The sequence below is a fragment of the Pseudophaeobacter sp. 1A09344 genome, assembly GCF_041008745.1.
GTDB lineage: Bacteria > Pseudomonadota > Alphaproteobacteria > Rhodobacterales > Rhodobacteraceae > Phycobacter > Phycobacter gallaeciensis_A.
In genome coordinates this window covers 90,404-111,923 of record NZ_JAXGFS010000002.1, presented here as the reverse complement: position 1 = coordinate 111,923, position 21,520 = coordinate 90,404, and the positions used below count along the sequence as shown (strand labels likewise).

Here is a 21,520-nt window from a genome sequence, read left to right as displayed (position 1 = left end):
ATCGGCGCCTGTTACTGCCCCTTCAATTGCCCTGTGCGGAGACCCCTGATGGATTCGATCGGCTTCGAAACCCACGATCACAGCAGCTGTATCCACGACTGCATTGCCGCAGTGGATGCCCGGTGCAAGGCAAAGGGCCTGCAATTCACCCCCGTACGGCGGCGGGTGCTGGAAATTCTGCTGCAAGAGCACCGGGCGCTCGGCGCCTATGACATTCTGGACCGGTTGCGCGAAGAGGGACTCGGATCGCAGCCCCCGGTTGCCTATCGGGCGCTGGATTTCCTGGTTAAGAATGGCTTTGCCCATAAAATCGAGCGGCTGAATTCCTTTGTGGCCTGCACCCATCCGGGCGACAGGCACGCGCCGATCTTCATGATCTGCCGAATCTGCGATGCTGTGGCCGAAGTGCATACCGATCCTACCAAGGGACAGCTCGGCTCTGCAGCAGAGGAAGCCGGGTTCCTGATCGAACGCACCGTCGTCGAAGCCGAAGGGATCTGCCCAAAATGCCAGAAGGCACAGGCTGCATGAGCCTTGTATCCCTGAAAGGCCTGTCCGTTCAGTATGGCGGCAACACGGTGCTGTCCGATGTGAACCTGAATATCGAAGCGGGTGAGATCCTCACCATCGTCGGGCCGAACGGATCGGGAAAATCCACGCTCTTGCGCAGCATCATCGGCGCCCTGAAGCCCAGCCGGGGCAGCATCACCCGCGCGCCCGGCCTGCGCATCGGCTATGTGCCGCAAAAACTGCATATCGATCCCACCCTGCCGTTAACCGTGCGCCGGTTTCTGAGCCTGCCGAGCCGCGTCACTGACGCCCAGGCCGAAGCCGCATTGGCACAGGCCGGCGCCGACCGGCTGGCCACGCGGCAGATGTCGGGCCTGTCGGGCGGGCAGTTCCAGCGCGTCCTTTTGGCCCGGGCGCTGCTGACAAACCCGCAACTTCTGATTCTGGATGAAGCCACCCAAGGCCTTGATCAGCCCGGCTCTGCCGCCTTTTACCAACAGATCGCAACCGTGCGGGCTGAACTCGGCTGCGCGGTGTTGATGGTCAGCCATGAATTGCACGTGGTCATGGCCGCCTCTGACCGGGTGATCTGCCTCAACGGCCATATTTGCTGCGAGGGGGAGCCGGAACACGTGGCCTCTGCGCCAGAATACCGGGCGCTGTTTGGCACCGGAACCCAAGGAGCGCTGGCGCTTTACCGGCACGAACACAACCACTCGCACGACCATTCCCACGATCATGGTCCTGGCTGCGACCACGATCACGGCCCCTCCGACGCAAACACGGACGCTGCTGACATGGATAGGGTATCATGAGCTTTCTCGACAGTTTCCTGATCCGCGCCGCGCTTGCTGGCATCGGCGTTGCGTTGGCGGCGGCGCCGCTGGGCTGTTTCGTGGTCTGGCGCCGGATGGCCTATTTCGGCGATGCCACGGCGCATGCTTCCATCCTGGGCGTAGCTTTGGCGCTGGCTTTTGATACCTCGGTGTTTGCGGGCGTGCTCGTTACCTCGCTAATGATGGCGACAGCGGTTTCGAGCCTCAGCAACCGGGGCTATGCCATGGATACGCTGCTGGGGGTTCTGGCCCATTCCTCGCTAGCCTTTGGCCTTGTCGCGGTCTCCTTTCTGCATGGGGTCCGTATCGATCTGATGGCCTATCTCTTTGGCGACATCCTTGCCGTCAGCCGCGTTGATCTGGCCATTATCTGGGGCGGCGCAGCGCTGGTGTTGCTGCTACTCTGGGCGCGCTGGTCGGCGCTGCTGACGGCGACCCTGAACCCCGATCTGGCCTATGCCGCCGGGATCGACCCGAAGCGAGAGCAGATGGTGCTGACCATTGCCCTCGCGCTTGTCGTGGCGGTGGCGATCAAGGTGGTCGGCGTCTTGCTCATCGCCGCGCTGTTGCTGATCCCGGCCGCTGCCGCACGTCCCTTTGCCTCGACCCCGGAACGAATGGCGCTGATTGCAGCATCCATCGGTGCACTGTCCGCCCTCGGGGGGCTGCAACTGGCTTTTACCTTTGACACGCCGACCGGGCCGACGATCGTCTGCCTTGCCGCCATCCTGTTCGCACTCTCCAGTCTGGGTCATGCCCTGCGCCAGCATATCATCGGTCGCAATTGATCCGTGGGCCTGCGCAGACCGTGTGATTTCCTGTTGCATGGTTCAGCACATATGTTCTGTTTATCCCATGAACCCCCAACTTGATCCGAAACAGACCGCCCGCCTGCTGGCCACGCTGAAAGACGGCATTTCCCACATGCCGCCAAAGCTGGCGGCGGCAGCGAAATACATCATTGATAATCCAGGTGATTTCGCGCTCGACCCGGTGCGCCTTACCGCCACCAAGGCCGGGATCAGCGCCAATACCCTGGTGCGTCTTGCTGAACATCTGGGGTTTGACAGTTTCGAAGCCCTGCGCACCCCCTTCCGCGCCGCTCTTGTCACCGGGCAGGAGGCGGGGCTGGGAGAGGATTGGCTGGCGCAAATGCAGGCGTCGGATGCGCCCTCGGCTGCCCTTCAGGCGCGCGCGGCCCGCAACGAGATCAACATCGTGGCGCGTTCTTTGCGGCTGATGACCCCCGAACGCACCGCTGCCATTGTTGAGACGCTGACCTCGGCACGGCGATGTTACGTCACCGCCACCCGCGCCTCATATGCACTGGCGCATTACTTTCACTACGTGGGGCGGATGGCACTGCCGGATCTGGATCTGGTGCCGCGCCATATGGGCTCGGCGATGGACGATCTGATCGACCTCTCGGCGGAGGACTGCCTGATCGCCATCACCTTTGCCCCCTATTCCTCGGGAACCATTCAGGCCCTGCGCATGGCGGCAAAGAGAGGCGCCAAGGTCGTGCTGATTTCAGACAGCGAGGTGATCGCCCCCGGCATCCATGCCGATCATGTGCTGGCCGTCGCGTCGAATTCGCTGCATGCCTTTGGCGCCTATGGTGGTGCCATGGCGGTGCTGGAATGCCTGCTGACACACCTGATTACGGCAGGCGGAGACACCGCCCGCCGCCGGATCGAGGCCTATGAGGACCTGCGTCAGGACAGCGGCGCCTACTGGAGTGGCACCAAACTGCCCCGCACTGGCCGCTGACGGGATCAGAACCGCAGCGACAGGCAGGACATGCCGCCGTCCAGTTTCGCGCAGTCGCGGTTGTCGATCTCCACGACCTCGAACCCTTCGCGGTCCAGCATTTCGGCAGTGCGCGGGAACCCCGCCGCCATCAGCACCAGATTGTTGAACCGGATCGCGTTGGCCGCTGCCTCTTCGCCATCGGCCACGTGCAGAACCCGGTAGCCTTCGAAACAGCCCGAGGCATCCAGCCGACGGGTGGACAAGATCGTTTCCGCATCCATCAGGGAACAATCGGTCTTGAAGTGCAAAACCCCCTCGGGCGTGAAAACCTCGCGCAGGGAGTGGCCCCATTCCGCCACGATCTCTGCCAGCTCGGCAACGCCCGCCGCATCCGTGCGATCCGAGCGGCCCACCAGGATCTCGCGACCGGTCACCAGAATGTCCCCGCCTTCGATATGGCCGGGTCCCTTGATTTCGCGCAGATCTTCGTAACACCCCCGCAGGGCCGGAGCCATTTCGGCCACCTCCCCCATGCGGGACGGCGCGCCGGGGCGCATCAACACGGCGCCCTGCGGCAGGCACAGCGCGGTGTCCTCGACAAAAACCGCATCGGGATAGGCCTCCAGTGGGTCCAACTCGATCACTTCGGCGCCGGTGCTTTTGAGGGCCGCCACATAAGACGCATGGGCCTTCAGCATGGTCTCCAAATCCGGGGTGCCGATATCCTCGGCGCGCAGCCCGTTGACGATGCTGGCCGCCGGACGGCGGGTGATGGCGCGGGTAAACTCAAACGAAGGGTTCGTCATATTCTAGTCCTGTGTCGGCACAAAAACAGGTGCCGCGATTTCAATCATGGAAGGGCCGGTTTTCGGCGCCGCGCGCAAAGCAGCGGCGACCTCGGCCGGGGTTTGAGCCACCGCCTGATGCGGAATGCCAAAGGATCGGGCGGTTGCGGCAAAATCGGGCGGCGTGGGATCACAACCGACCACTGTCACGCCAACGTCCTGCATCGAGGTCGCGATTTCGCGGTAGCCATGGTTGTTCCAGACCACGAATGTGACCGGCAGACCTTCCTCGACCGCGACCATGACTTCGGGCAGCGAAAACTGCGCGCCGCCATCGCCGACGATACAGATCACCCGCGCGTCAGGCGCAGCTATCGCGGCCCCGATGGCTGCGGGAATGCCATAGCCGAGCGCGCCATATCCCGTTGCCGCATTGAACCAGCCGCCCGGGCGGTCGTGATCGTAGTAAAGGTTCCCTGCATAGATCGGCTGCGTTGAATCCCCGACCATGATCGCCCCCGGCAGCGCATCGCGCATGGTCTCAAGCACGGCAACCTGATCGCGATACTCCGATCCAAGCTCTGCCAGCGCAGCATCGCGGGTGCGGGCCGCCCGCGCGGCGCCGTCATTACCCGCCTGCCCGTCCGGCATCGCTGCCAGAAGCGCAGTCAGAAAGCCCCCTGCCCCGCTTTGAATGCTGAGCTCAGCAGGGTGTCGCTGCAATTGCTGGTCACAAAGATCGACCCGGATCAGCCCAGCCATCGCAGGCATGGTGCCGGTTGCGTACATGTCATAATCCGTCGGCCCCATCTCGGTACCGATGGCCAGAACCACGTCGGCCTCTTCGATCAGTGCCCGTGTTGCCTGCAGGCTGGGGCTCGCCGGAACGCTCAGGGCATGATCGAAAAGCACCCCACGGGCGTTGACCGTCTGTACCACCGGAGCATCCAGCCGTTCAGCCAGGCGCCGCAATTGCGCCGCTTCCGATTTGGCCCCGCCGCCTGCAAGGATCACCGGGCGCCGCGCGGCGTTCAGCCGTCGCGCGGCCTCGGCAATCTGATCGGCATCCGCCTCTGGATAGTTCGCGTTTGACTGGGGAGCCGCCGCGCCTTCGGGTGCAGCAGTGCCGGCGATATCCAGCGGGATCTGCACATGCACAGGACCGGGTCGCGGGCTCTGTACGTGATCGCACACCCGGTTCAGCGCTGGGGTCAGCGCTTCTGGACTGTCGACATGTTCGGACACCAGTGCCACCGTCGCCGCCAGCGCGTGCTGGTCGGGCAATTCGTGCAGATGCCCCATACCCTTCCCCAGCGACGGGGCCGCATTGACCCCAGAGACGACCAGCATCGGCACGGAATCCGCCCGCGCCTGCGCCATGGGCGTCAGCGTATTGGTCAATCCCGGCCCGGTGATAACAAAGGCTACGCCTGGCTGTCCCGACACGCGGGCGTAACCGTCTGCCATGAACCCGGCGCCCTGTTCGTGGCGCGGCGTCACATGACGGAGCCCCGACGCGGCAAGCCCCCGGTAAAGTTCCACCGTGTGCACTCCGGGAATACCGAACACACAGGTCACGCCGCGCGCCTTCAGATCTGCGACAAGCTGTTCTCCGACGCTGGTCATGCGACCTCCTGCGCCTTTTGGGCGGCATGGGCCACGATCCGGTCAAGCGCTTTGTCGAAACCTGCATCTTCGATAGTCAGTGCCACCCGCACCCAGGTCTTCAGGCTTTCCCCGAAAGAAGAACCCGGCATCACGGCAACCCCACCGTTTTCCAGCAGGTCCATCGCATAGGCATCACCATCCATGCCGGTGGCAGAGACATCGATCATCGCGAACATGCCGGCTTCGGGACGGTGCACGGTCAGTCCAGTTTCTGTATGCAGCCGATCCGCCAGACGTTCGGCGCGGGCAGAGAACCGGCTCACCATGCCTGCCGCCACAGAAGATCCCTCGCGCACAGCCTGTTCGGTCATGTCGGCGATGAAAGGCTGGTTGCCGAACAGCATGGTTTCGGAAAACGGCAGCAAGGCATCGCAGAAGTCCTTGGAGGCGACACACCAGCCGCTGCGGAATCCCGGCGCCGCATGGGATTTGGAAACCGAGGATACGGCGATCACCCGGTCCGCGATATCGGCCTGCGCCAGCGGCGATGTAAACTCAGCACCATCGAACACCAGTTCGGCGTAAACCTCATCCGAGATGATCCAGAAATCATGCTCCACGGCAAGTTTGCCGATGGCCGCGATATCCTCTGGCGTCAAAATCGACCCTGTGGGATTGTGCGGTGAGGTCAGCAGCACCGCGCGGGTCCGCGGTGTGATACGGGCGGCGATATCTTCGGCCTGCATGCGAAACCCGTGTTCGGGGCGCAGGGGCACGGGCACCATATTGGCGCCGGTTGCGCGAATGACCCCTTCGTAGGTGGCATACATAGGATCCCCGACCAGCACCTCATCGCCGTGCTGCGCGACACCGGTCATCACTGCGAACAGCGCGGTCTGCGTGCCCGGAAAACAAAGGAAGTTGTCCGGCTCAAACGCCCGGCCGATCTTGCTGCTGTATTGCGCGGCCAGCGCTCGGCGCAGGTTCATTTCGCCGCGCCCATCGGAGTATCCAGTACGGCCAGACTGCATGGCGCGGGCCGCAGTATCCAGCAGCGCCTGAGGCACCGGCACGTCCGGCTCACCGATGGTCATTTCGACCAGATCGGCGCCTGCTTCGGCCATGGCGCGTGCTTTCAGGTGTATTTCCCATTTTGCACCGCCCAGCCCTGCCAAACGCGTGGTCACATCTGTTGTTTTCATGGCCGATCAGCCTTTTCCTGAGGTGTCATTTTCAATTCTAATCCGGTAATGGCGCCGACGGAGCGCACCCCGATTTCGGGCAGCTCTCCCGGCTCAAAAGCATCCGGCAAGGCGCCACCTTCGAGCCAAAGACCGTCGATCACCGCGTTACAGGCAATGGCGAGATGGCGCAGACCAGGCGGCGCGACAGAGCGTCCGGTCTCACGCAGCGCAGCATCAATCAGCGCCTCAAGCCGGTCCCGGAAATCGGCATAGGTCTGCGCGTGAATCTGGCGCATGACCGGATCCTGCTGCACCTTGTTGAGGAAGCTGGCCCAAAGACCAATCGAACGCGGATCGACAACCGGCGGCGTAAGCGAGGCCACAACAAAGGCCGACAACCTGCTCACCGCACAGCCGGTGACCTGCGTCGCCGGGGCCTCGGTCAGATCCGTCATATAGGTCATGTGGTGTTCGTAGGCAGCGCTGATCAGCTCTTCCTTGGAAGAGAAGTAGTGCCGGATCAGACCTTGCGTCACATCGGCACGCTCGGCGATGGCCCGGACCGTCGCCCCGCGCACGCCATTTTCGGCGACCAGCTCAAGCGTAGCCGCGATCAGGGCGGCCTTTCGGGCCTCTGCAGTCTCCCGCTTAAATTTCCGGCGTTCTTCGGTCACGGTCTCTCCGGCCTGACGATTTCAAATTATACACTTGCATAATTACTATTGTTCGTCCTTACTACAAGCCGAAAAGTAAGGACCGCGAAAAATGCCGCAAAGCGCCGCTGCCAGCACAGCTGCTCAGACACCCCCTGCTCCCGACGCCGCCACCGAGGCGATCCGGGTCACGGATCTGCACAAATCATTCGGGCATCTGGAGGTTCTGAAGGGGGTTTCACTGACCGCGCAGAAAGGCGACGTGGTCGCCATCATCGGCGGCTCCGGCTCTGGCAAATCAACTATGCTGCGCTGCATCAATTTTCTGGAACAACCCACGTCCGGCAAGATCATCATCGGCGGCGAAGAGGTCGCCATGCGCAGCGATGGCAGCCCGGCGAATCGCCGTCAGATCGAACGGATCCGCACCCGTCTGGCCATGGTGTTCCAGCAGTTCAACCTCTGGACCCACCGGACCCTCTTGGAAAACGTGATCGAAGTGCCGGTGCACGTTCTGAAACAACCGCGCGCCGAAGCGATCACCAAGGCCCGCCAGTTGCTGGAACGGGTCGGGCTTGCCGACAAGGCAGATACCTTTCCGGCCTTTCTGTCCGGCGGACAGCAGCAGCGGGCGGCGATTGCGCGCGCGCTGGCGGTCGATCCGTCGGTCATGCTGTTCGACGAACCCACATCGGCGCTGGATCCGGAACTGGTGGGCGAAGTGCTGACGGTCATCCGCGACCTTGCCGCCGAAGGGCGCACCATGCTGCTGGTGACCCACGAAATGAAATTCGCCCGCGAGGTCGCGGATCACGTTGTCTACCTCTACCAGGGACGGATCGAGGAACAGGGCCCGCCAGAACAGGTCTTTGGCAACCCGCAATCCCCCCGTCTGCAACAGTTTCTGAAATCCGTCCACTAAGGGCGGCAAGGCCACAAAGGCCAATCATCTCAACTCAGGGAGAATACCTATGACATTCAAATCATTGCTTTCCGCGACGACCGCCGCGTTGGCGCTGGCCGCGACCATGGCCACAGCCGAAGAAGTGAAGATCGGTATCGCGGCCGAACCCTATCCGCCCTTTGCCTCGGCTGACAGCTCCGGCAACTGGGTTGGTTGGGAAATCGACGTCATCAACGCGGTTTGCGCCGCTGCCGAACTGGATTGCGTGATTACTCCGGTTGCATGGGACGGCATTATCCCGTCGCTGACCGGCAAGCAGATCGACGCCATCATGGCCTCCATGTCGATCACCGAAGAGCGCATGAAAACCATCGATTTCTCCGATGCTTACTATAACACCCCCACGGTGATCGTTGCGGACAAGTCCATGGACATTGAGCCGACCCCTGAATCGCTGGCAGGCAAGATCCTGGGCGTGCAGGCCTCGACCATCCACCAGGCCTATGCGCAGGAATACTTCAAGGACGCCGAAATCCGCGTCTATCAGACCCAGGACGAAGCCAACCAGGATCTGTTCGCCGGCCGCATCGACGCGACCCAGGCCGACAGCATCGCCATGGCGGATTTCGTCGGTTCTGACGCAGGCGCCTGCTGCGAGATCAAAGGCCCGGTGAAAGACGACCCTGCCATTCTGGGCAAAGGTGTCGGCGCCGGTGTGCGCAAGGGTGAAGAGGATCTGAAGGCGGCGCTGAACAAAGGGATCGCCAAGATCCTTGCCGACGGCACCCACGCCGAAATCACCTCTAAGTACTTCACGACCAGCATCTACTAAGGCGCTATCGTGACTGACTTCCTGAACGCGCTTGGTCTGGCTGACAGCGCAGCACTGCTATCGCTGTCGGCTCCAGGCTGGGGAAGCAACCTGCTGCGCGGGTTGGCAAATTCTCTGCAAATCGCCTTTGGTGCTTTTGGACTGGGGCTTCTGATCGGGCTGTTCGGGGCCTATGGAAAACTTTACGGCGGGAAGGTCACGCGTGACCTTCTGGCCGTATACACCACCGTGATCCGCGCCGTTCCCGAACTGGTGCTGATCCTGATCCTCTATTACGTGGGCACCGATCTTATCAACAAGGCGTCCGCGCTGCTTGGCGGTGGGCGGGTCGAGATCAACGGGGTCGCCGCCGGCATCTGGGTTCTGGGGATCGTGCAGGGCGCCTATGCGACCGAAGTGCTGCGCGGCGCCATTCAAGCCGTCCCGCCCGGTCAGATCGAAGCGGCCCGCGCCTATGGGATGCCTGCATTGATGACCATGCGCCGGGTCACCATTCCGGCGATGATGGCCTTTGCCACGCCGGGTCTGGCCAATCTGTGGCTGATCGCGACCAAGGACACCGCATTGCTGGCCGTTGTCGGTTTCAACGAGCTGACGCTGGAGACCAAACAGGCCGCCAGCAGCACCCGCGCCTATTTCACCTTCTTCCTTGCTGCCGGGGCGCTCTACCTGCTGGTTACGCTCTGCTCTGGGGTCATCTTTGGCCGGGTTGAGAAATGGGCCCGCCGTGGTCAGCCGTCGCTAAAGGAGGGCCGCCAATGACCAGCCTGCGCGCATTTTTCCAACCTCATCGGATCGTGATGCTGGCGCTTTTTGCGGCCTTTGTTGTCTGGTGCGCCGTCAGCCTGCGCTGGGACTGGCTGCCGAAATACATGCCGCTGGCGATCGAGGGCATGTGGACCACGCTTTGGATCCTCGTGGTGACAACCATCCTCGGCTTTCTTCTGGCGGTGCCGCTGGGGCTCGCCCAGGCGGTGGGGCCTTGGTATCTGTCCGCCCCGGCCCGGATGTTCTGCACGGTGATACGTGGCACCCCGTTGCTGCTACAGATCTGGCTGCTGTATTATGGGCTTGGCTCCTTGTTTCCGCAGTTTCCCTGGATCCGTTCCTCCGAACTCTGGCCGTACCTGCGGCAGGCCTGGCCCTATGCGGTGCTGGCGCTGACGCTGTCATATGCCGGGTACGAGGGCGAGGTGATGCGGGGCGCATTTTCTGGCGTTGCCCGTGGACAGCTGGAGGCGGCCAAATCCTTTGGCATGCCCCGGATGACCATGTTCCGCCGCATCTGGCTGCCTCAGGCCGTGCGCAACGTGCTGCCGACGCTTGGCGGGGAAACCATCCTGCAATTGAAGGCAACGCCGCTGATCGCCACCATCACGGTGATGGACATCTACGCGGTGTCCTCCCGCGTTCGCTCCGACACCTTCATCGTCTATGAGCCGCTCTTGCTGTTGGCGCTGGTCTATATGGTGATTGCAGGGATCATCAGCCTTATGTTCGGCTATTTCGAACGTCAGGTGCCCGGCGGGCATCGCCGATAGTTTCACCTAACGTTCTTGGCGCCCTCCGATGCGGGGGCGCCTTTCTTCACGACACGACGGTAATGTCTGTAATGTCGCTGTCCACATCACGGCAGGCGGTCAGCAATCTGCGCTTCAGGTGCGACATGACATAGGTCGCATGGAACCGACTCGGCGCGCGCAGCACCAGGCGGCCCCCTGCCCTACTCTCCCGTGTCAGAGCCTGTATCCAGGCCGTATAGGTCGCCATGTCCTCTGTATGCAGCAGGCCCTTGGCGAGGCTCCATTCGGTGCCATCAGACAGATCCGGCGCCGGTGCGTTGGCCTCGCTGCGTAAGGGCACCACATTGGTTGGCTGTTCGTCGCTACCGCTCATCCTGCAGTCAAAATCAGGGCCTACGGCGGCCCAGCGGTCCCGGGTGTCATCCAGTATCCGATCCAGCCCCAGACCGTACTGAGAGACCCTGCCCCGCGCGCCCTGCCGTTTGATGACCAGCCATCCCATGGAGCGCAGCTTGGCCATCTCCCGCTTCACGGTGCGCTCATCCACATCCCAGAGCCGGGAAATCTCACGCTGGCCTACAGCAAGTTCATCCCGTTGCCAGTTGTAGCGAGCTGTCAGAAGCGTCAGTAAACGAAGAACAAGCCGTTGGGAGGTCGGTCCCTGTGCCAGCGCATATGCTCCCATGGCAGTGAGAACATCGTACTTGATCGCCGCCGCATGACGACCCGCTGGTCTTTTGGCAAGCATTGCCATCCCCGTTCCCGCCATGGCTGCTATTTGAAACAAATGGCAGCCGGTTGCCTCATGCGCTGTGTTTTCTTGTCTGAGAGAACGCAGCCGTCGTGTTGGTCGGTTTCGATCCGAACTCAACGTTTTTCTGTATCTTGGCCTAATTTGCGTCCGGAGTTCCGATTCTGTCAAGAACCCATCGGATTGGTCGGGCATACCCAAACCTTTTTCTGATAAGAAAATTGGTATCAATGGTATTGGGGGACGCTCTGGATGTCCCCTATTCAATCGAAAATGTCCCCCAATAGGTTGGGGAGGGTTTCTTTATGTCCCCCTATATCTGCGTCATTGTAGGCCAAAAAACGGAGCGTATTGCCATGTGCCTCCGAATCGGCGGAGCAGTGAAACAGGCGTTTGTTTTCAGCCCTCTGAACAAGGTGTCCCCGCAGGGACAGGACGCTAATCAAAACAATAATAGGTTTTGCGTTTTTTGCAAATCCGACGTAAATGGGTTTTGAGGCAGAATTAGCGTCCTGGGTAAACGGGACCTATGCCACTTTGATGTAGGAGCAGTCATGTTTACACACGAAGACCTGGCCCGGTTGCAGGCGCAGTCACTCAAGATGCAAAGCTGGATCCGGCAGCAGACCTTTTCCCCCGAAATGGAAAAGACCCTGCGCAGATTTTCCAGCTGGGAAGTCGCAGAGCTGATTTTCAAGGTCAATCAATCCACCCTGCGCGGGCGGCTGGCGGCCGACCCTTCCCTGCCGCAGGGACAGGTCGAAGAAGACGGCCGCCAGCGCTGGTATTCCCTGGAAGAGATCAACGAGCTGCGGCGCCGGATCAAGATCAACCGCAAGTCCCTGCTGCCGCAGCGCCCGGCGGGCAAGCGCGCTCTGCGGGTGGCGATCTCCAACTTCAAGGGCGGCGCCGGCAAATCCACCGTGGCACTGCATTTCGCCCATGCGGCGGCGCTGGACGGCTACCGGGTGCTCTGCCTCGATTTCGACCCGCAGGCGACTCTGTCCCACTCCATGGGGCTGAGCGACGTCACCGAGGACTATACGGTCTGGGGTATTATGGCGCGGGATCTGGTGCGTGAGACCGAACGCATGAATGCATCAGCCCGGGGCGCCGAAACCGGGGCCGCCCTGCCCGAACGTCGCCTGCCGGGATCCATCACCGGCATGGGTCTGCAGGATCTGCGCATCGGGGATTTCATAAAGCCGACCAGTTGGCCGACGATTGATCTGGTGCCCAGCTGCGCCAATGCGGCCTTTGTCGAATTTGCCAGCGCGCAGTACCGCTACCTCAATCCCGAATGGTCCTTCTTTGCGGCTGTGTCGCGCTACCTCGATCAGCTGCCTGCGGATGAATATGACCTGATCATTTTCGATTGCCCGCCGGCGATTGGCTATCAGTCGATGAATGCGGTCTTTGCGGCCGACATGCTCTACATCCCGTCTGGGCCGGGCTACTGGGAATACGATTCCACCACCTCGTTTATCGGACAGCTGTCCGAAGCGCTTGAGGATCTGTCGGCCTTCAACGGGGTTGTCCCCGCGGGGACGTTCTCTTTGCCGAAGGTGTTTCAGGACGTCCGCTTCCTGTTGACGCGCTATGAATCCGGTAACGATCTGCACCGCGCGATGCGTAGTGCCTTCATGAAGGTTTTCGATGGCAGGATGACTGAGCATCCGATCGAAATGACCCGCGCGGTCGAACAGTCGGGACGGTTCCTGAGCTCGATCTACGAGATCGATTATCGGGACATGACGCGCGAAACCTGGCGGCGTGCGCGGGCGTCATTTGATCAGGCCTATGATGAATTCAAGACAAACGCGGTCGCCGCCTGGGAAAAGCTGGAGGATGAAGCATGAGCAAGCGCAGAGTTTTCGACATCGATTTTCCAGAAGACTCCCCTGCCCCGGCTCCGGCCGAACCGCCTCGGCAGAACACGGCTGAGGGATCAGGTTCCGGCGCAGCGCGGCGGGGGCCGATGGCGACGGCTATCACCGAGAACGCAGATGCCCTGCGCCAGCGCGCCGATGCAGAGAAAACGATCCGAGCGGAAAATGACCGGCTGGCGCATGAGTTCGTGCGACTCAAGAAACTGGGGCTGGTCGTGGACCGGATCCCGCTGGGGAAGATCCGCACTGACAAACTAGTCCGGGACCGCTCTGTCAGCCGGGATCCCGAATTGGATGAGCTGAAGGATTCGATCCGCTCGATCGGGCTGTCGAACCCGATCCGGGTCGAGGAAGACGGGGGTGTCTATCAGCTGGTTCAGGGCTTTCGGCGTCTGTCGGCTTATCGTGCTCTGCTTGAGGAAACGGGCGATGACACCTTCGCAGCCATTCCGGCTGGGCTGGTGGCCAAGGGGGAAACCCTGCAGGGCCTCTATCGCCGGATGGTCGATGAAAACCTGGTGCGCCGGGATATCTCCTTTGCCGAGATGGCGCAGCTGGCCGTGTCCTATGCGCAGGATCCCGAGACGGAGGCGGACAGCATTGATGAGGCCGTACGGCTTCTCTATGCCTCTGCCGGTCGTCAGAAACGCAGCTACATTCGCCATTTTGCCGACTTGCTGCTCATGATCGGGACCGAGCTTACCTTCCCTGAGGCGATCCCCCGCGCGTTGGGGCTCGATCTGAAGAAGCGGCTGGCGGATGATCCAAAGGCGCAAGCGCAGTTGCAGGCGCAGCTGCGGTCTCTGCGGCCTGATACGGCAGAGGCAGAACTGGTGCTGTTGCGGGGTGTCCTGACATCGCCGACATCCGAAGCTTCCAGCAGCCCCGCTGGTGGGACCGCGCCGAAATCGGCCAGTGCAAAGACGACCCTGCGCTGCGCTGTCCCCGCGGGGACGGTGCGATGTCAGGCCCGGGATGGGAAGATCGAGATGGCGATGGAACGGGATTTTTCCGCCATCGACCGGCGGCGGCTGGAAGAGGCAATCTCGGCCTTCTTCACCACGCTGGACCGGGGCGCGGAATAAATCCCAGCCACAGGGCGAAGTGTCTTGGAGAAAATAAAAGGGCTGTCCCCGCGGGGACAGCCCTTTCTTTTTACAGGTTTGCCGTGGGTCAGTTCAGAACCTTGAAATCAATCCGCCGGTTCTTGGCCCGGTTCTGCGCGGTGTCGTTGGACACCAGCGGCGTGGTTTCACCATAGCCGACCGGTTTCAGTCGATCCGCCCCAATGCCTTTGCGGGTCAGATAGCTCACCACCGCATCGGCGCGTTGCTGGCTCAGTCGCATGTTCCAGGCCGCCTGGCCCTGGCTGTCGGTGTGACCGCCAACCTCAAGAATGATCGAGGGGCAGCGGCTGACGATATCGTACAGGCTGTCCAGAAAGATGATCGAGGTTCGGTCCAGCCGTGCGGTGGACGGGGCAAAGTTCACGCTGCGGCTGCGGGACAGAATATCGAACCGGCCAAGGCAGGCCTCGCGGCTGAAATCTCCGGCGGTTTCCAGCGCGGCCGAGGCTCCGGACACAGGCGCGGCGATGGCTGGCGCCGTTCCGGGGGAGGTGCGTTGGAAGGTCAGGTTGAGATTGACGATCCCCAGCGGTGTGATGGTGACATTGGCGGCTTCCTCCAGCTTCTCGCGCCCGGCCATCAGGTTGAAATCCTTCAGCTGCAGGATGACGGGATCGACCGAGGAAATATTGACCCGGTCATTGTCCAGCAGGGTTACCGCAACCCGCGGGGACAGGTCGACATCGGCGCCATGCAGCGACAGGGTGACGGGAACCTGCATCAGCTTGCGGCGCACTGTGGGCAGGTCCGCCAGCTGCGCCGGATCCAGAACCGCGGTGACGGTGGCCTCGGGATGGGCGAAGGTTTCAAAGAACAGGAACCGCATCCGCACATTGCGCAGGTCGATCTTGGTATCGACCGAATCCAACGCGATCTTGATCTGGGCGATGCCTTTTTCGGTGATCTGCCCGCTGAAGGCCGCGAATTCGCTGGTCTCGGCGATGGTGCCTTTCTTGACCGACAGGAACGTGATGGTGGAAATCTCCGGATCCAGTTGCCAGCCGTGTTCGAACGGATCGGCCGCAAAAACCGTGCGGGGCAGGGTGAAAAGGACGAGGAAAATCGGAAGAATGAGCAATCGGAACATGGGACAAGCCACTCCTGGCGGAACTAGGACACTGTTCCCCGCATAGCACGAAATAGTAGGGAACTGCTGCTAGCATAACAGGAAACTTGTGGTGTGGCGCAAGGATGGCGATACTTTCGGCAGGAATTTCCCGGCCTTGCGATCCTTTGTGGATGCTGCGACGGTGTGAAAAGGTGTTGGAGTAAAGTAAATGCGCGCGATGTTTGCGGCGATCCGAATTGGTCTCGCTCTTCTTTTGGTTGTGTTCTGGGGAGCCAGTCATGCGAGGGCGGAAGAACGTCTGGCCCTGGTCATTGGCAACTCTGCCTATGCATCCGTCACCGCGTTGGACAACCCCGACCGGGACGCACAGCTGATCGCGCAGACGTTGGAACAGCTTGGATTTACGGTCACGGTTGAGACGGATCTGACACAGGTCGGGATGAAGCGAGCGATTGCCCATTTCGGGCGCAGCCTGCGGGCGGCGGGGGAAGATGCCACCGGATTGTTCTATTACGCCGGGCACGGGGTGCAAAGCTTTGGCAACAACTACCTGCTGCCGGTCGATGTTGCGCTGGCCGATGCCGCGGATCTGGACCTGATGGCGGTCGAAGCGCAATCAGTGCTGCGGCAGATGGCTTCGGCGCGCAATCGTACGAACCTTGTGATTTTGGACGCCTGCCGCAACAACCCGTTCGAAAATGTGCCGGATCTGGACGAAAGCGGTCTGGCCGAAATGAAGGCTCCGACCGGCACCTTCCTGGCCTATGCGACGTCCCCGGGTGGGGTGGCTCTGGATGGGGACGGGGACAACAGCCCGTTTACCCAGGCATTGGCGACGCAAATTCAGGTGCCGGGTCAGCCGGTCGAGCAGGTGTTCAAGGATGTACGCCGCGCGGTACTGGAGCAGAGCCGGGGACAGCAGACCCCCTGGGATACCTCATCGCTGGTCAGCGACTTCGTCTTTGCCAAGGCTCCTGAGGAACGGGCGCTCACACCGGCAGAGACTGAGGAGCTGCAGTTGTGGCGCTCGGTCGAGGCGACGCGGGATCCGGTGCAGCTGATGCTGTTCCTGCGCGGCTATCCCGATGGGGCCTATACCCAGGAGGCGCGGGACATGCTGAAGGACGTCATGGCAGAGGAACTGGCCGGTGGTGGCACCGCGGCGCCTGCGCCAACGTCACAAGGTCCCGATGAGGCCGAAACAGCCATGTTCAATGCGGCGCAGCAGGATGGCAGCCTCAGCGCTTATGAGGCCTATCTGCAAAATTACCCGGCTGGCACATATGCCGAGATCGCCCGCACCGAAATCGCGGCGCTGACGGCCGGTTCCGGCACGGATCCAGAGGCCGGGGGAGAGCCCGAGGTCGTCGCGGCGCCTGCCGAAGATCCGGGGCCAAGACCCGCGGATTCAGGGCCGGTCACCTATGCCAGCCCTCTGGATGCAGAGGTAGCAGCGCTTGCGGGCAAAAGCCTGGCCGAAGTGGTCGATCTGTCGCCGATGTTCCCCCCAATCGAGGGGCTGCCGGAAAGCTACTGGAAAGAGCAGACCTGCAGCGCCTGCCATCAATGGAACCGGGAGCGTCTATGCGATCAGGGCAATACCTATCTTAGCCTCAACATGCAGCGTTCCCTGTCCAAGCAGCATCCGTTCGGCGGCGCCTTGAAACGCACGCTGAAATCCTGGGCCGCCGGGGGCTGCCAATAGGGGATCATCTATCACGCTGGCAGATTGGGTGCCTGCCTGTTTTGCATGATGCAGGGCGGGATCAGGGTGCGTGCGTGGTGACAAGGAAATAGACCCATTCCCCTTTAAAATCAGTATGTTGCTCTCTCGCTTCTGTCACACGCTCGCGCAGCCAAGCCAGATAGGGTTCGGCGGGTTCGCTGATAGGACGCAGTCCGGAATAAAGCGGATGAGAGCCGGCAAAGGCGACTGCGATTTCCTGCCCGTAGGGCGGGCCAACGGCGATCTGCAGGCCGGGATCTCCGTCTTCCTTGGCACCAACGCGCAGCGGATCTTTGGCAGGGGTCTGCTGCAGCGCGATGGTTTCATTCGGGACCAGATGCAGCACCTGCCCGCCTGCATCGAAATAATCGACATAGACATAGGCGGGGTAATCCGGCGCGGTCAGATCGAAGAACAGCCGGTCGCCGCCTGCATAGGAGAGGACCCGGGCGTGGGCGTCGTCCCCGACCAGCAGGGGATTGGTGATCTGATCCGTGCTTTGCGGCAGGCCGACCTCTCCGATCCCGGCAAGGGCGCCGCATTGCGGGCGCGGTAGCAGGCGCATCTGGTCGGATACGGTGATGTCCTGCCCCATCTGCGCCTGCAACGCGGCAAGAACCGGTGCCCGCATCCCGTCTTCCGGAATATGACCCCGCAGGGAGAGCGTGGCGGTATCCGGGTCAAAGGCAACCTGAAGCCGGGAGCAGGGCACGGCGGCCAGACTGCCCAGCAGCCCATCCCGCAGGCTGTTTCCGTCTGACGCAGCGGCGGTGGGCGCCATGAAGCTTTGGAAGGCCGCCAGTGAGACAGGGTCGATCCCGTCCGGTGCGCCGCCCTGAAAGGCAAGAGCGGCGGTGACCTGATCGCTTTGCGGAACGGCGGTGGGCAAAACCGTAGCTTTGGGCGGGAGCGTTTGCGCCGCATCCACTGATGGTGATGCCTGCGGCACCGGCGCCGTGTCAGGGGCGAACTGAGCAATGGGCTGCGCAGCCGGGGCCGCTGTTTTCACGTCGAGTGAGGGCTCTGCAGCCGGTGCAAGGCGGGCAGGCGGTAGATTGGTTGCGGCAAGCGCCACATCGGCAGACGGTGTGGTCGATATGGATGGTGTGATCTCGGGAGATAGGCTGGCAACCGCAGCCGGTTTGACTTGCGCTGACGCAATGGGCTGCGCCGCAGGTGGGGCTTGCGCGATCGCTGCACTTTGTGCGGGCACGGCTGCCGGAGCCGGGGCAGGGGAGGGGGGCGAGCTCGCAAGGGCCTGTGGTTGCGGCTCGGCCGGGCGCGCCTCTGATTGCGGCAGCGGATTGGCCGCCAGCCCCTCTTGTTGCGGATCAGCCTCTGCGGCGGCCTCGCCTTCGGGCTGCTGCGGGATTGCCTGGCTGCGGTTCAGCCGTTGCGCCGCCATTGTCAGGCTGCTTTGGGGCGTGGGCTGTTTGACCAGATCATCGGGGCGCAGGCTGAACACCAGCGCCCCCGCCATGGCCGCATGGGCCAGGCCAGATGCGACAAGACCCGCACCCCATATGGAGGCCCGCGATGTCATCCGCCGGTCTCGGGGGTGACGACCAGAACCACATCGCGGAAGCCGAGCTGTTGCGCGCGGCTGACCAGAGGCAGGACATTGCGCAGCTCTGCCGCGCGGTGGGCGTTGATCCGTAGGCGCAGATCCGGGTTATCCTGCAAATGCTCGCTCAGCACGTCGGGCAGATCTTGGGGGCGCATGTCATCGCCATCCAGCGCCAGGGCGCCCTTCGCCGATACGGCCAGCGTGATGCCGCCAGCGGGCATATCGCGTCCGGTTTCGGCATGGGGCGGGGTGACTTCAAAGGGGGCGGTGGCGTCCATCCGTCCGATCAGCATGAAGAAAATGAGCAGGAAGAACACCACATCGATCAGGGCAATGATCGTTTCGGATTGGGCTGCGCGGGCAGGGCGGGTCAGCTTCATGGCTGCACCTCCAGCCGCAGGACGCGTAGCTGCTGCACATCGGCTTGTGCGGCCTTGTCCATCACGCTGATCAGGGCCTGCGTTGACGCTGCGCCGGAGGGCAGGATCAGAACCTGTGTCAGGGAATCGGCGGCAATGGTGCTGTGTAGGAGGTTGTCCAGTTCCACGCCGGACAGGGGCTGCCCCCGGATCACCGGAACGCCATCTGCGCCGAGACGAATCATCACCGTATCGGTCCGCGCCGCAGCAAGGCCCGTTGCCCCGTCGGAGGCCCGCAGGGCCGGGATCATATCAAGGTTCAGATAGGTTGAGGTGACCATGAAAAACACGAGCAGGATCAGCATCACGTCGATCATCGGCACCAACGAGATCAGCGCGCGGGGTCTGGAGGCTCGTTTCAGGATCATTGGGCTACCATCCGATCAGCGGCTGGCGTCGGCCAGCATCAGCCTGCCCACGGCGCTTTCGATGGTCTGGGCCGCGCGTTCGATCCGGGATGCGAAAAGCCCTGCCGCGATGGCCGCCGGAATGGCCACCAGCAGCCCTGCCGCGGTGGTCAGCAGAGCCTGCCAGATCCCGCCGGCCAGAACCGAGGCGTTTGCAGCGCCCTGAGCCAGTTCAAGCTCCTGAAAAGACTGGATCATGCCCAGAACGGTGCCCAGAAGCCCCAGCAAGGGCGACACCATGGCGATGAGTTCCAGCAACCGGATCAGACTGTTCATGCCCGCGACCTCTTCGTTGCCGCGCCGCTCAAGTTCGGACATCAGCAGAGGGCCTTTGAGGCCGCTGCCCAGGGCGTCCATCGCATAGGTCATGACACGGTCGGCCGGGGCGCGGCCCGCTGTGATTGCGTCTTTGGCGCTTTTCCGGTCGCCGCCGCTCCAGAGGTCGATCGCTTTTGCCCGCGCCGCCTCTCCGCTGCAGACGGACCAGAGCTGGATCAGCTTCACCGCGATCACGGTGAGGGACAGTAGCGACATCAGCGCCAACAAGGCGATGACTGGCCCGCCAGTGCCCAGCATTTCCCAGGTGGTGGCCATCTTATTTCACCAGCTGCGCAGCTGCGCGCGATTCAAGGTTGAGGATCGGAAAGCAATCCATCTGCTCTTCGTTCTGCGGCTGGCAGGAGGTAATGTCATGCAGCAGGATCTCGGAAATGTTGCTGCAGGCGATGTCGGGAATTTCAAAGAGTTTCAGGGTTGTGCGCTGAACGGGCAGGGGGGCGGCATCCACCGACAGAAGCCGGTCGATAACACCGCCAGCATCAAGGATCGCCAGAGACATTTCAAACCCGGCAAAGCTTTTCCCGGTTTGATTGCGGAACAGGAAGAAGGCGCGGCACCCACCGCCGTCGATCTCTTCGGTTTTGTTCAGCTCCACCAGCAGCGGGCCTGTCTCGGCCATGGCATTGCGGGGCAGGGCAATGAGCGTAACCGCGACCATCACGGCCGCGACGTGCAGGAATTTGAGGGGCATGAAAGTCTCCAGTTCTTCAAAATGTAATTAAAAACTCGACTGCGCCCGGGTGGGGGGTCAGACAAGCGTGGTCAGGGCTTTTTCGATGCGGTCCATGACCGATTGCGCGCCGGTAAGATCGCGTTTCTTCAACAGGCGCGCGGCAACATGTACGGCCCGGTCCAGACGGTCGCGGGCCGGGCCTGGGGCGCGGGCAACATTGGCCCTGAGGGCTTGCGCGCGTTTGACCTGTGCGCCAAGCGAGCGCTGGTCCATTTCCCGCTGGCCGCGGCGCATGCTTTTGTCGGCGCTTTCGCGGTCCTTTCCGATTCGGGCGATGGCCCGTTCGATCACCACGATCAGGGTTTCGGCCTCTTGCAGACGGCCTGCATTGATCAGCTTGACCGATTTGGATAGGGCGCGTTTCAGTTTCAGCTCCAGTGGCCCCGGAGCCAGTGCAATCCTTGGCTGGATGCGCTTCAGGCGCCGTGTCAGAGGTGCCACCGCGCTGGCATCAATGCCGGTGGCCGAGACATCATCGACATCCGCCTGCCCCTTGCTTTCGCCTTCGGGTTTGAGACTGTCCAGAAGGTTGCCGCCGTCATCATAGAACAGCACGTTCACCTTGGGCCGGTTCCTTTGCAGGAACTTTTTCAGCGCCGTGATCATCTTGCCCGGGGCCTGTTCGCAGATCATTTCCATCTCGCCGTCCCGCACAACATAGGTGCCCCAGGCCATGGGGTTTGTTCCTCCGGCCTGCTTTACCGGGTTGCGCAAGGTTTCGGGTTTTTTGCCGGGCTGGATCATCAGCAGAGGATCCTTGGAGCCATCCAGGCAGAAGGCAAAGCTCATCCGCTTCTTGGCGCCTTCCCGCACCATCGTCCTGACATCGTCGCCGTTAACCCGGTCTGCACACATGACCACCACTCGCAAAAGGACGTGAAAACAATTGACTTTAAGAATTCGATA

Annotated in this window: 23 protein-coding genes; 11 read left to right on the top strand and 12 right to left on the bottom strand. The window is 62.0% G+C overall.

Annotation, left to right across the window (positions count from 1 at the left end):
• Positions 1-48 precede the first annotated feature (48 nt).
• The 4 genes from SM765_RS03680 to SM765_RS03665 all read left to right on the top strand — a co-directional run bounded on the left by SM765_RS03680 (position 49) and on the right by SM765_RS03665 (position 3,116).
• Positions 49-531: a Fur family transcriptional regulator gene (locus SM765_RS03680; RefSeq protein ID WP_274834734.1), complete on the top strand. Its 483-nt coding sequence runs from the start codon at positions 49-51 to the stop codon at positions 529-531.
• A complete protein-coding gene (locus SM765_RS03675) occupies positions 528-1,325 on the top strand; it encodes an ATP-binding cassette domain-containing protein (RefSeq protein WP_274837447.1) in 798 nt (265 codons plus the stop codon). Before SM765_RS03680 ends, SM765_RS03675 begins: the two co-directional genes overlap by 4 nt.
• Positions 1,322-2,134, top strand: a complete 813-nt coding sequence (locus SM765_RS03670) for a metal ABC transporter permease (RefSeq protein ID WP_274837448.1) — start codon at positions 1,322-1,324, stop codon at positions 2,132-2,134. Before SM765_RS03675 ends, SM765_RS03670 begins: the two co-directional genes overlap by 4 nt.
• Positions 2,135-2,201: 67 nt before the next feature.
• A complete protein-coding gene (locus SM765_RS03665) occupies positions 2,202-3,116 on the top strand; it encodes a MurR/RpiR family transcriptional regulator (protein ID WP_274837449.1) in 915 nt (304 codons plus the stop codon).
• Positions 3,117-3,121: 5 nt separating this feature from the next.
• Here the strand turns inward: SM765_RS03665 and SM765_RS03660 are convergent, their stop codons facing one another.
• From SM765_RS03660 to SM765_RS03645, 4 genes are read right to left on the bottom strand one after another with little or no spacing between them, the layout of a single operon-like run.
• Positions 3,122-3,904 (bottom strand): dimethylarginine dimethylaminohydrolase family protein, encoded by a 783-nt coding sequence (locus tag SM765_RS03660; protein WP_274834730.1) that lies wholly within the window; start codon positions 3,902-3,904, stop codon positions 3,122-3,124.
• Positions 3,905-3,907: 3 nt separating this feature from the next.
• On the bottom strand, positions 3,908-5,509 hold the full coding sequence (locus SM765_RS03655) for a 5-guanidino-2-oxopentanoate decarboxylase (RefSeq protein ID WP_274837450.1): 1,602 nt from the start codon (positions 5,507-5,509) through the stop codon (positions 3,908-3,910).
• Entirely contained in the window at positions 5,506-6,693 is a 1,188-nt protein-coding gene (locus SM765_RS03650) for a pyridoxal phosphate-dependent aminotransferase (RefSeq protein WP_274834728.1), read from the bottom strand. The genes SM765_RS03655 and SM765_RS03650 overlap by 4 nt, the downstream gene beginning before the upstream one ends.
• Positions 6,690-7,349, bottom strand: a complete 660-nt coding sequence (locus SM765_RS03645; RefSeq protein ID WP_274830746.1) for a TetR/AcrR family transcriptional regulator — start codon at positions 7,347-7,349, stop codon at positions 6,690-6,692. The genes SM765_RS03650 and SM765_RS03645 overlap by 4 nt, the downstream gene beginning before the upstream one ends.
• 91 nt (positions 7,350-7,440) lie before the next feature.
• On the opposite strand from SM765_RS03645, the gene SM765_RS03640 reads away from it, so the two are divergent.
• From SM765_RS03640 to SM765_RS03625, 4 genes are read left to right on the top strand one after another with little or no spacing between them, the layout of a single operon-like run.
• A complete protein-coding gene (locus SM765_RS03640; RefSeq protein ID WP_274834727.1) occupies positions 7,441-8,250 on the top strand; it encodes an ABC transporter ATP-binding protein in 810 nt (269 codons plus the stop codon).
• A 49-nt stretch (positions 8,251-8,299) separates the two neighbouring features.
• Positions 8,300-9,064: a transporter substrate-binding domain-containing protein gene (locus SM765_RS03635; protein ID WP_274830744.1), complete on the top strand. Its 765-nt coding sequence runs from the start codon at positions 8,300-8,302 to the stop codon at positions 9,062-9,064.
• A gap of 9 nt (positions 9,065-9,073) precedes the next feature.
• The gene (locus SM765_RS03630) at positions 9,074-9,826 is read left to right on the top strand and encodes an ABC transporter permease (protein ID WP_274833979.1); all 753 of its coding nucleotides are present in this window, start codon (positions 9,074-9,076) and stop codon (positions 9,824-9,826) included.
• A complete protein-coding gene (locus tag SM765_RS03625) occupies positions 9,823-10,605 on the top strand; it encodes an ABC transporter permease (protein ID WP_274833981.1) in 783 nt (260 codons plus the stop codon). Before SM765_RS03630 ends, SM765_RS03625 begins: the two co-directional genes overlap by 4 nt.
• 46 nt (positions 10,606-10,651) lie before the next feature.
• Here the strand turns inward: SM765_RS03625 and SM765_RS03620 are convergent, their stop codons facing one another.
• On the bottom strand, positions 10,652-11,335 hold the full coding sequence (locus SM765_RS03620; RefSeq protein WP_274837451.1) for a hypothetical protein: 684 nt from the start codon (positions 11,333-11,335) through the stop codon (positions 10,652-10,654).
• A gap of 557 nt (positions 11,336-11,892) precedes the next feature.
• Here SM765_RS03620 and SM765_RS03615 point away from each other — a divergent pair.
• Entirely contained in the window at positions 11,893-13,197 is a 1,305-nt protein-coding gene (locus tag SM765_RS03615; protein WP_274830740.1) for an AAA family ATPase, read from the top strand.
• Positions 13,194-14,312 (top strand): ParB/RepB/Spo0J family partition protein, encoded by a 1,119-nt coding sequence (locus SM765_RS03610; RefSeq protein WP_274834725.1) that lies wholly within the window; start codon positions 13,194-13,196, stop codon positions 14,310-14,312. Before SM765_RS03615 ends, SM765_RS03610 begins: the two co-directional genes overlap by 4 nt.
• An 88-nt stretch (positions 14,313-14,400) precedes the next feature.
• Here the strand turns inward: SM765_RS03610 and SM765_RS03605 are convergent, their stop codons facing one another.
• Positions 14,401-15,441 (bottom strand): OmpA family protein, encoded by a 1,041-nt coding sequence (locus SM765_RS03605; protein ID WP_274830738.1) that lies wholly within the window; start codon positions 15,439-15,441, stop codon positions 14,401-14,403.
• 190 nt (positions 15,442-15,631) lie between these two features.
• On the opposite strand from SM765_RS03605, the gene SM765_RS03600 reads away from it, so the two are divergent.
• Entirely contained in the window at positions 15,632-17,128 is a 1,497-nt protein-coding gene (locus tag SM765_RS03600) for a caspase family protein (RefSeq protein WP_274833987.1), read from the top strand.
• 61 nt (positions 17,129-17,189) lie between these two features.
• Here the strand turns inward: SM765_RS03600 and SM765_RS03595 are convergent, their stop codons facing one another.
• Genes SM765_RS03595 through SM765_RS03570 form a run of 6 tightly spaced genes read right to left on the bottom strand, consistent with a single transcriptional unit; the run spans position 17,190 to position 21,469 of the window.
• Positions 17,190-18,692, bottom strand: coding sequence for a DUF4384 domain-containing protein (locus SM765_RS03595; protein ID WP_274837452.1), 1,503 nt, complete (start codon positions 18,690-18,692; stop codon positions 17,190-17,192).
• Positions 18,689-19,096, bottom strand: coding sequence for an ExbD/TolR family protein (locus tag SM765_RS03590; RefSeq protein WP_274837453.1), 408 nt, complete (start codon positions 19,094-19,096; stop codon positions 18,689-18,691). Before SM765_RS03590 ends, SM765_RS03595 begins: the two co-directional genes overlap by 4 nt.
• Positions 19,093-19,503, bottom strand: coding sequence for an ExbD/TolR family protein (locus tag SM765_RS03585; RefSeq protein WP_274837454.1), 411 nt, complete (start codon positions 19,501-19,503; stop codon positions 19,093-19,095). Before SM765_RS03585 ends, SM765_RS03590 begins: the two co-directional genes overlap by 4 nt.
• A 15-nt stretch (positions 19,504-19,518) precedes the next feature.
• Positions 19,519-20,136: a MotA/TolQ/ExbB proton channel family protein gene (locus SM765_RS03580; protein WP_274837455.1), complete on the bottom strand. Its 618-nt coding sequence runs from the start codon at positions 20,134-20,136 to the stop codon at positions 19,519-19,521.
• A 1-nt stretch (position 20,137) separates the two neighbouring features.
• Complete coding sequence (locus SM765_RS03575; protein ID WP_274833996.1) at positions 20,138-20,572, bottom strand: hypothetical protein; 435 nt, start codon at positions 20,570-20,572, stop codon at positions 20,138-20,140.
• Between the two features lie 57 nt (positions 20,573-20,629).
• Positions 20,630-21,469: a hypothetical protein gene (locus tag SM765_RS03570; RefSeq protein ID WP_274833998.1), complete on the bottom strand. Its 840-nt coding sequence runs from the start codon at positions 21,467-21,469 to the stop codon at positions 20,630-20,632.
• Positions 21,470-21,520 lie beyond the last annotated feature (51 nt).

What these genes read in the sequence shown, in the direction of transcription:
- SM765_RS03680 (WP_274834734.1), top strand. Translation starts at nt 49, where the DNA reads ATGGATTCGATCGGCTTCGAAACCCACGATCACAGCAGCTGTATCCAC.
- SM765_RS03675 (WP_274837447.1), top strand. Translation starts at nt 528, where the DNA reads ATGAGCCTTGTATCCCTGAAAGGCCTGTCCGTTCAGTATGGCGGCAAC.
- SM765_RS03670 (WP_274837448.1), top strand. Translation starts at nt 1,322, where the DNA reads ATGAGCTTTCTCGACAGTTTCCTGATCCGCGCCGCGCTTGCTGGCATC.
- SM765_RS03665 (WP_274837449.1), top strand. Translation starts at nt 2,202, where the DNA reads ATGAACCCCCAACTTGATCCGAAACAGACCGCCCGCCTGCTGGCCACG.
- SM765_RS03660 (WP_274834730.1), bottom strand. Translation starts at nt 3,904, where the DNA reads ATGACGAACCCTTCGTTTGAGTTTACCCGCGCCATCACCCGCCGTCCG.
- SM765_RS03655 (WP_274837450.1), bottom strand. Translation starts at nt 5,509, where the DNA reads ATGACCAGCGTCGGAGAACAGCTTGTCGCAGATCTGAAGGCGCGCGGC.
- SM765_RS03650 (WP_274834728.1), bottom strand. Translation starts at nt 6,693, where the DNA reads ATGAAAACAACAGATGTGACCACGCGTTTGGCAGGGCTGGGCGGTGCA.
- SM765_RS03640 (WP_274834727.1), top strand. Translation starts at nt 7,441, where the DNA reads ATGCCGCAAAGCGCCGCTGCCAGCACAGCTGCTCAGACACCCCCTGCT.
- SM765_RS03635 (WP_274830744.1), top strand. Translation starts at nt 8,300, where the DNA reads ATGACATTCAAATCATTGCTTTCCGCGACGACCGCCGCGTTGGCGCTG.
- SM765_RS03625 (WP_274833981.1), top strand. Translation starts at nt 9,823, where the DNA reads ATGACCAGCCTGCGCGCATTTTTCCAACCTCATCGGATCGTGATGCTG.
- SM765_RS03620 (WP_274837451.1), bottom strand. Translation starts at nt 11,335, where the DNA reads ATGCTTGCCAAAAGACCAGCGGGTCGTCATGCGGCGGCGATCAAGTAC.
- SM765_RS03615 (WP_274830740.1), top strand. Translation starts at nt 11,893, where the DNA reads ATGTTTACACACGAAGACCTGGCCCGGTTGCAGGCGCAGTCACTCAAG.
- SM765_RS03610 (WP_274834725.1), top strand. Translation starts at nt 13,194, where the DNA reads ATGAGCAAGCGCAGAGTTTTCGACATCGATTTTCCAGAAGACTCCCCT.
- SM765_RS03605 (WP_274830738.1), bottom strand. Translation starts at nt 15,441, where the DNA reads ATGTTCCGATTGCTCATTCTTCCGATTTTCCTCGTCCTTTTCACCCTG.
- SM765_RS03600 (WP_274833987.1), top strand. Translation starts at nt 15,632, where the DNA reads ATGCGCGCGATGTTTGCGGCGATCCGAATTGGTCTCGCTCTTCTTTTG.
- SM765_RS03595 (WP_274837452.1), bottom strand. Translation starts at nt 18,692, where the DNA reads ATGACATCGCGGGCCTCCATATGGGGTGCGGGTCTTGTCGCATCTGGC.
- SM765_RS03590 (WP_274837453.1), bottom strand. Translation starts at nt 19,096, where the DNA reads ATGAAGCTGACCCGCCCTGCCCGCGCAGCCCAATCCGAAACGATCATT.
- SM765_RS03585 (WP_274837454.1), bottom strand. Translation starts at nt 19,503, where the DNA reads ATGATCCTGAAACGAGCCTCCAGACCCCGCGCGCTGATCTCGTTGGTG.
- SM765_RS03580 (WP_274837455.1), bottom strand. Translation starts at nt 20,136, where the DNA reads ATGGCCACCACCTGGGAAATGCTGGGCACTGGCGGGCCAGTCATCGCC.
- SM765_RS03575 (WP_274833996.1), bottom strand. Translation starts at nt 20,572, where the DNA reads ATGCCCCTCAAATTCCTGCACGTCGCGGCCGTGATGGTCGCGGTTACG.
- SM765_RS03570 (WP_274833998.1), bottom strand. Translation starts at nt 21,469, where the DNA reads ATGTGTGCAGACCGGGTTAACGGCGACGATGTCAGGACGATGGTGCGG.